At 70.5% G+C, this 6,526-nt stretch carries 7 protein-coding genes; 2 read left to right on the top strand and 5 right to left on the bottom strand.

Features of this window, described 5'->3' with window-relative positions; all coding sequences use genetic code 11:
* The first annotated feature begins 406 nt into the window (after nucleotides 1–406).
* Nucleotides 407–1,051 carry a hypothetical protein gene (locus D7X32_RS42220; protein WP_120608162.1) on the top strand — a complete coding sequence of 215 codons (645 nt, stop codon included), beginning with the start codon at nucleotides 407–409 and terminating at the stop codon, nucleotides 1,049–1,051.
* Here the strand turns inward: D7X32_RS42220 and D7X32_RS42215 are convergent, their stop codons facing one another.
* Genes D7X32_RS42215 through D7X32_RS42205 form a run of 3 tightly spaced genes read right to left on the bottom strand, consistent with a single transcriptional unit; the run spans nucleotide 1,052 to nucleotide 3,486 of the window.
* Entirely contained in the window at nucleotides 1,052–2,026 is a 975-nt protein-coding gene (locus tag D7X32_RS42215) for a hydrolase (protein WP_120608161.1), read from the bottom strand. It abuts the gene before it with no gap.
* A complete protein-coding gene (locus D7X32_RS42210; protein WP_120608160.1) occupies nucleotides 2,023–2,325 on the bottom strand; it encodes a YkgJ family cysteine cluster protein in 303 nt (100 codons plus the stop codon). The genes D7X32_RS42215 and D7X32_RS42210 overlap by 4 nt, the downstream gene beginning before the upstream one ends.
* 21 nt (nucleotides 2,326–2,346) lie before the next feature.
* A complete protein-coding gene (locus D7X32_RS42205; RefSeq protein ID WP_120608159.1) occupies nucleotides 2,347–3,486 on the bottom strand; it encodes a hypothetical protein in 1,140 nt (379 codons plus the stop codon).
* 119 nt (nucleotides 3,487–3,605) lie between these two features.
* Between D7X32_RS42205 and D7X32_RS45195 the strand changes: the two genes are divergently transcribed.
* On the top strand, nucleotides 3,606–4,577 hold the full coding sequence (locus tag D7X32_RS45195) for a ferritin-like domain-containing protein (RefSeq protein ID WP_147450483.1): 972 nt from the start codon (nucleotides 3,606–3,608) through the stop codon (nucleotides 4,575–4,577).
* Nucleotide 4,578: 1 nt separating this feature from the next.
* Here D7X32_RS45195 and D7X32_RS42195 read toward each other — a convergent pair whose 3' ends face one another.
* Complete coding sequence (locus D7X32_RS42195; RefSeq protein WP_120608157.1) at nucleotides 4,579–5,535, bottom strand: GNAT family N-acetyltransferase; 957 nt, start codon at nucleotides 5,533–5,535, stop codon at nucleotides 4,579–4,581.
* A gap of 43 nt (nucleotides 5,536–5,578) precedes the next feature.
* Complete coding sequence (locus D7X32_RS42190) at nucleotides 5,579–6,250, bottom strand: hypothetical protein (RefSeq protein WP_120608156.1); 672 nt, start codon at nucleotides 6,248–6,250, stop codon at nucleotides 5,579–5,581.
* Nucleotides 6,251–6,526 lie beyond the last annotated feature (276 nt).

Here is a 6,526-nt window from a genome sequence, read left to right as displayed (position 1 = left end):
GCACGGATCAGCAGGTCAGTACGCATCGGCTCGCAACGCGCGGCACGGAAGACAGCAGGCAGCGCGGTCGAGCAAGGCAGCAGGCAGCACGCAGGACGGGGCTGGGCGGCGGGATGGTGCAGTGCGCAGTTTGGGGGAGTCCGGCAATCCATCGCAGTCGCCGGGCGGGAGATGTGAAGCGCAGTGAAACAGGACGTGGCGGTGCGAGGGCTTCGCGATCCAGCCGGTAGCGGCATCGAGGCGACGCGACAGTCAGCACCGGATGAGTGGCAGTGACGGGTGGGGAGTGGCGGGTCGGGGGGAGCTACACGCAGCCGGGTCTCGGAGAGGAAGTGCTCCCGGGATCCGGCGTACCTCGCAAATCTCATCGCGCGTGGTCGCGATGTCTGGAACGGGGAGAAGCCTCATGGGAGCGGTGTCCATCGTCACCGCAACGGTCGTGGTCCTGGCGGCTCACACGGCCATTGCCCAATCACAGCAGGTGCCATCACCACAGGTTCAGGTGCAGTCGTCCGAAGGCCGGCGACGCATCAGTGATCCGGAGCGGCTCGCGCCCTTCGGTCTGATGCTCGACGCCGGCATGCCCGAGGGAGCAGGTCTCTCTGGCGTCTTCCGGCCCTCGCCGCACCTGCGGCTGCACATCGGCGGCGCGCACAACGGCCTGCGAGGCGCCTTGCGCGCGGGACTCACGCTGCTGCCGCTCAAGGGCAAGGTCTCGCCCTCGTTCTCATGGGAGTTCGGACACGCGCAGGCCGCGAGCACGAAGACGATGAACCGGCGGCTCGCGGACAGCACGCAGCTGCCCACCTCCTCCATGGAACGCGTGGGCTACTCGTACTTCAGTACGCACCTGGGCCTGGAGTTCAACGCCACCCGGCGCCTCAGCTTCTTCGTGCGCGGTGGCATGAGCCTCATGGAGATGGACGTGCCCAGCCTCCAGAAGCTGGACGAGCCCTTCCGCGACTCGCTGTCTCCAATGGAGACGAAGTCGTGGATGATGCGCACCGTGCAGCCGTCCGGAAAACTCGGCTTCACCTTCTTCTTCGGCTGATCAGCGGGCGAGCACCTGCTCGAAGAACACGAGCGCCTGGGCCTCCGCCCAGAAGTACGGACGGTGCAAGCGGCCCGCGACGAAGCCCACGTGGCCGCCCTGTTCCGTCAGCACCACGCTGAGGAACGGGTTGTCCCGCGCCGAGTGCGGAATCACCGGCGCCTCCAGCATCGGATCATCCGCGGAGCTCAGGAGCAGCGTGGGCCGGCGGATGTCCGCGAGCCTGGGCCCTGACGCCGCCTCCCGGTAGTAGTGCGTCGCGTCCCGGAAGCCATGCAGTGGCGCGGTGACGACATCGTCGTAGCCGCGGATGGTGCGCGCCGCCTCCATGCGCGCCCCGTCGAACGCGCCCGGAAACCGTTGCAACTTCGCGCGGGCCTTGCTCTTGAGCGTGCGCAGGAACCGCTCGCGGTAGAGCCAATGGTAGCCACTGCCGCCATCCAGCTTCCGGCAGCACGCGTCCAGGTCGTACGGCGCGCTGATGGAAACGGCGGCGGCCACGGGCGCCTGATCGCCCGTCTCCTCCAGCAGCCGGCACAGCACGTTGGCGCCCAGCGAGAAGCCCACCGCGAGCATCGGTCCGGTGACGCGCTCGCGCACGTCCGCCATCACCAGCAGCGTGTCCGCCGTGTCGCCGGAGTGGTACGCCCGGGGAAGCCGGTTCGGCTCTCCGCTGCACGAGCGGAAGTTGATCGCCGTGGCACCCCAACCGCGCTTCGCCGCGCCCCGCAGCACCTCCGTGACGTAGCCCGCCTGGGACGACCCCTCCAGGCCGTGCAGCACCACCACGTGTGGGGCGCCCTTTGGACCGTCGAAGGTGTCCAGGTCGACGAAGTCCCCGTCAGGCAAGTCTCGCCGCTCCCGGCGCAGGGGCGGCACGCGGGTGGGACGCACGACCGACGCGTAGATGGTCTGCGCATGAGCGCCGCGAATGCCCGGCGCGGGAACGAACGGCTCGGTGGGCTGGAACGTCACTTCCGCTCCCTGATGGCGCGCGCCATCCGCATGGAGGCGCAGCCGGACTTCCGCACGGTCTCCGCCTCCGCGGTGAGCTGGAACAGCGCCAGGTAGTTGTGCACGCGCTCCTCCAGGGTGGGGGCCTCGATGCGGCGGCACACTTCGTCCGCCGCGTAGTCCCGGCACACCTGGGGCCGCCGCTCATAGACGGTGCACAGGTTGTCCGCGCCCAGGTGCGGGCATCGCAGCCCCAGGGGCTTGTCCAGCGCGGCGATGTCCGGCGCCACGCAGCAGGCGCCACAGCAGGTGCACTCCATGAGACTCCTTGACGATGCGCTTCAGCGGCGGACGGCCTGCTCCACCTTGCCCAGGTTCGTCACGGTGAGCGTGACGCCCTGGCCCTTCTTCCACGCGGCGAACTCCTCCTCGCGCGTGGGCTTCACCTCGTGCTGCTTCACGCCGCCGTCGTCGTAGCGCACCAGCACGGTGTAGTCCTCTTCGCGCCGCACCCGCTCGTTCGTCCCGGCGGTGAGCTCCGGCCAGCGCGGCGGCCCCTCCGTGCCCTTGAGTTCGCGCGTGTCCACGGGCTTCCACACGTACGTGTCGTAGGCGCACTGCTGCGCGTAGACGGGCTCGTTGCGGTAGCGCGTCTCCGTGTCGCAGTCCTCGTAGGACTCGTTGCAGTACTTCGTCACGTCGTGACAGACCTCTTCGGCGAAGCCGTTGCCCTTGTCGCGGCGGGTGCACTTCTCCTCGGTGCCGCAGGCCACCTTGCGCGACTTCGTCCGGCACACGCGCTGGGTGCCGTCCGCCACCCGGCGGGTGCCACGCTGCCGGGACACGCAGTCGCGGATGTTCGCCACGCCCGCGACCTCGCCCGAGCCGTTCACCGGCATGCGCGGCGCGGTGGCGCTCAGCTCGTCCCGCCAGCCCGTGCGCGTCTCCGGCTGGAAGCGCTCCTGCACCAGCGCGCGGCGCCAGTTCGTCGCCACCACCTCGCCCTTGAGCTCATGCTTGAGGTTGCCCCAGATGCCCACCGCGCAGGTGCCCAGGCAGCATGAGCTGAGGATGCCCACCACGATGAGCGTCACCTTCCCGAAGCGGCGGGGCTTGGGCTCGGGCTTCGGCGGCGGCTTGGGGCCCAGGTCCGCCAGGGTCGCGGCCTTCGCATCCGAGCCCCGTTCCGCGGAGCACTGCCGGCAGCGCTTGCCGTCGCCCCGGTTGGCCGCGCCGCAGTAGGCGCAGAACCAGTCCTCACCGGCACCGGCCATGTCCAGGGCCTGGTCGTCGGTGACGCCTTCGCGGGTGGACTTGCCGGAAGCCGCATCCACGTCACCGAAGTCGAACTCGGACTCCTTGCCGCTGAGCTCCCGCGGATTGTTGCAGGAGGGGCAGTTCTTGTGACGTGCCGGGATGTTCTTCGCGCCGCAGGACGTGCAGTTCCAGGAGCCCTCGATGATGCGCCTTCGCTCAGCCATGGGGGGCATCCTAGGGGACCTGTCGACGCCTGACACATCCGGGTTAAGGTCGCCGTCCCCACCGGGCCGGAGGTCGGGCAACCAGAACGCTTTCCAGGGATGGAGGCGCGGAGGTTCCCATGTCACGTCGGACGTTGGCGGTGATTCCGAAGCACCCGATGTTGCGCCGCACCCTCTACGGCCTCCTGCTGGCCGCTCCCCTGCTGCCCGGGGGGCTGGCCTGTGGCGGAGAGGACGAAGGGAGGCCCATCTGCACACCCAACCCCTCGCTGTTGAGCGGGGGCCCCCTCGAGCTGGAAGCGGATGGAAGCCTGCCCTCGACGCCCTCGTGCCGGACCTGCCCCGGGCATCCTGACTACCTCCCGCTTCGGGGTTGTTCGGCCAGCAGCATGGCCAGCGGAGGCGCGGAGCTCATCTGCGAATACGACAGCTGTCTCGGCGGCGACGGACGCCGCCCGGAGGGCTTGAGACAAGCCGTCCGGGGGGATGCCGGTGGCGTGCTCGGAGCCCTGTTCTCACAGGCAGCCTGGCTGGAGGCGGCGTCGGTGCCGGCCTTCCTGCGGCTCGCGGACGAACTCAAGGCGCACGGCGCACCGGAGGCCCTGGTCAGAGCGGCCCGGCGCTGCGCGGGGGATGAGGTCCGTCACACGCGCGCGATGCAGGCGCTGGCCCAGCGTCACGGCGCGACGATGCCGGAGGTGGACCTGCCGCCGTTCGAGCCCCGCTCGCTGGAGGAGATGCTCTTGGAGAACGCCGTGGAGGGCTGTGTGCGGGAGACCTTCGGTGCCTTCATCGCGGGCTGGCAGGGACGCACCGCCAGGGACCCGGAGGTGCGGAGCACGCTGCGCGCCATCGCCCGGGATGAGGTGCGGCACGCGGAGCTGGCGTGGGCCGTGGATGCCTGGGCACGGCAGCACTCGAGCGCGGCCCAGCGGGAGCGATTGCACCAGGCGCGGCGGGACGCGCTTCGGGCCCTGGGCGAAGAGGTGGACGGCCACCATCCGCCAGCGCCGCTGATCCACGACGCGGGCCTGCCCTCGCGCGAGCAGGCCCAGGCCCTGTTCCAGGGCCTCTCCGCCCTGGCCGCGTAGGTCACACCCAGAGGGCGCGAGGGAAGGGGACCTCCGGCGCGGGAGGCAGGTCCGCGCGCAGTGGCCGCAGCATGGGCAGCGACCCATCCCGCTGCACGCGCACGGCGCCGGGAACTCCCGTGAGGAGGGGCGCCGTCGCTGCCTCCTCCCACCACACCACGCGCTTGAGTCCCGCCTGATGTGCCACGCGGCGCGCCTCCGTGAGCAGCGCCTCCGCCGCGGAGGCGTCCCGCGCATCCAGCATCAACACCATCAACTCGCCGTAGCGCGCGTTCATCATCCACAGCGCGGTGGACTCACCCACCACCGCGCCACAGGTCTGGGGACGGGGCCGTGCCAGCAGCTCCGCGTAGATGCGCTCCCGCTCCAGGTGCCAGTCCACCTGCGTGGCGCTGGGCCACAGGAAGAAGGGCACCTCCGGCTGGCGCATCCGCGCGAGCGCCGCCGCCACATCCGTCTCCCGCAGCCCACCATCCACGGGCCGTCCCCCCGGTGCATCGGCCGCGTCCAGCTGCCAGTCCCACGCGGGCACCTCCACGTAGCCCGACCGGCGATACAGCGGCGCCCCGACGTCGGAGAAGAGGACCACCGAGTGGGGACGCGGCGCAATCCGCTCCAGCTCCGCGGCGACGGCGTCCATCAGCCGCGTGGCGTGTCCCCGTCCGCGCAGGTGCTCCTCGGTATAGACGCTGGCGATGGCGTAGCTGTCGCCCGGGGTGAGCTGTCCGTCCGCGCCGCGCAGGAAGCTGTCCGTGTGGAAGGTCTCGCACGACGCCAGCACCCGGCCGTCGTCCGCCAGCCACAGCCACGTGTTCATGCCCTCGCGGCTCCACGGGTGCGCGCGCAGCCGGGCTTCGCGCTCCTGGTATTGCGGCACGCTCAGGGGCGAACCCCACGCGGCATGGGTGACGGCATCGCGCTGCGTCTTCTGCGCGTCGGTGGCGAGGACGAGGGACATGGTGCCGGGCAGGCTAGACGCGCGCCCCGCCCGCGCGCGAGCGCTACAGCGTCGTGGTGTACGGGAACCGGAAATGCAGCTGCAGGTACGCCTGCCCCACGTGGAAGATGCCGTCGCCCAGCGAGTCCGGCAGCCCCAGCCCGCCCAGCTCCTGCGGCACGTAGAAGGTGGACTCCCAGCCCACGCTGACGAGGAAGCTCTTCGCCAGCTGGAACTCCAGGTCCGCGCCCAGGCTCGCCCCGGGCCGCAGGAAGTGCGTGTCCGGCAGCGTGTCGGAGAAGATGTACGCGTACGTCAACACCAGCCCCACGCCCAGCTTGAAGCGCACCGGACTGGACGACAGCGGCAGCCCCACGCCCAGCGGCTTGAACGTCACGCCGTACATCCCCGTGTCGCGATACTTCGGCGAGATGATGAACGAGTCCGGGATGAAGATGGACGGCGAGATGCGGACCTCCTCCATCTGCTTCGCCTGCTTCCGGTAGCGCGCCGGGATGGCGCGCTGGTTCTTGCGCAGCCACTCCTTGTCCAGCACCGCGTCCACCGACAGCTTCAGCCCCGTGTGCAGGAACTGGTCGTCCGCGATGGGGCCGGAGAACACGAACACCGCCGGCCCCACGCCCACGTCCACCGGCACGGTGACCTTCTGCGCCGCCGGGACGACGGCGGGCCACAGCGACAGCGCGAACAGCAGCGGGAGCAGGGTGGGCCTCAAGGGCGGGTCCTCACGTACCGGGTCCGGCAAGGACCCTCACTTCGAGCCTAGAAGGTCAGGACGCTCCATGTCCCGCATGCGCTAAGAAGTTCGCGCCGGAAAGGGAGCCGGCCCATTCACGCTCCCTTGCAGGTCCGCTGCCGCACCTGCTTCACCCCAAGGAACTCCGATGCTCCCCGTTGCGCTGCTGCTCGCCTCGTCACTGCAATCCCAGACGCCGGCGCCCGCCCCGCGTCCCGCCGCCCCGCCGCCTCCGGCCGCCGCGCGCGCTCCGGC

Source organism: Corallococcus carmarthensis (assembly GCF_003611695.1).
Classification (GTDB): domain Bacteria; phylum Myxococcota; class Myxococcia; order Myxococcales; family Myxococcaceae; genus Corallococcus; species Corallococcus carmarthensis.
Note: the sequence above shows the minus strand (reverse complement) of the source record. Positions and strands in the feature narration are given on the sequence as shown.

Bases quoted from the DNA above. Each gene is read 5' to 3' on its own strand.
- D7X32_RS42220 (WP_120608162.1), top strand. From the start codon at position 407: ATGGGAGCGGTGTCCATCGTCACCGCAACGGTCGTGGTCCTGGCGGCT.
- D7X32_RS42210 (WP_120608160.1), bottom strand. From the start codon at position 2,325: ATGGAGTGCACCTGCTGTGGCGCCTGCTGCGTGGCGCCGGACATCGCC.
- D7X32_RS42205 (WP_120608159.1), bottom strand. From the start codon at position 3,486: ATGGCTGAGCGAAGGCGCATCATCGAGGGCTCCTGGAACTGCACGTCC.
- D7X32_RS45195 (WP_147450483.1), top strand. From the start codon at position 3,606: ATGTCACGTCGGACGTTGGCGGTGATTCCGAAGCACCCGATGTTGCGC.
- D7X32_RS42195 (WP_120608157.1), bottom strand. From the start codon at position 5,535: ATGTCCCTCGTCCTCGCCACCGACGCGCAGAAGACGCAGCGCGATGCC.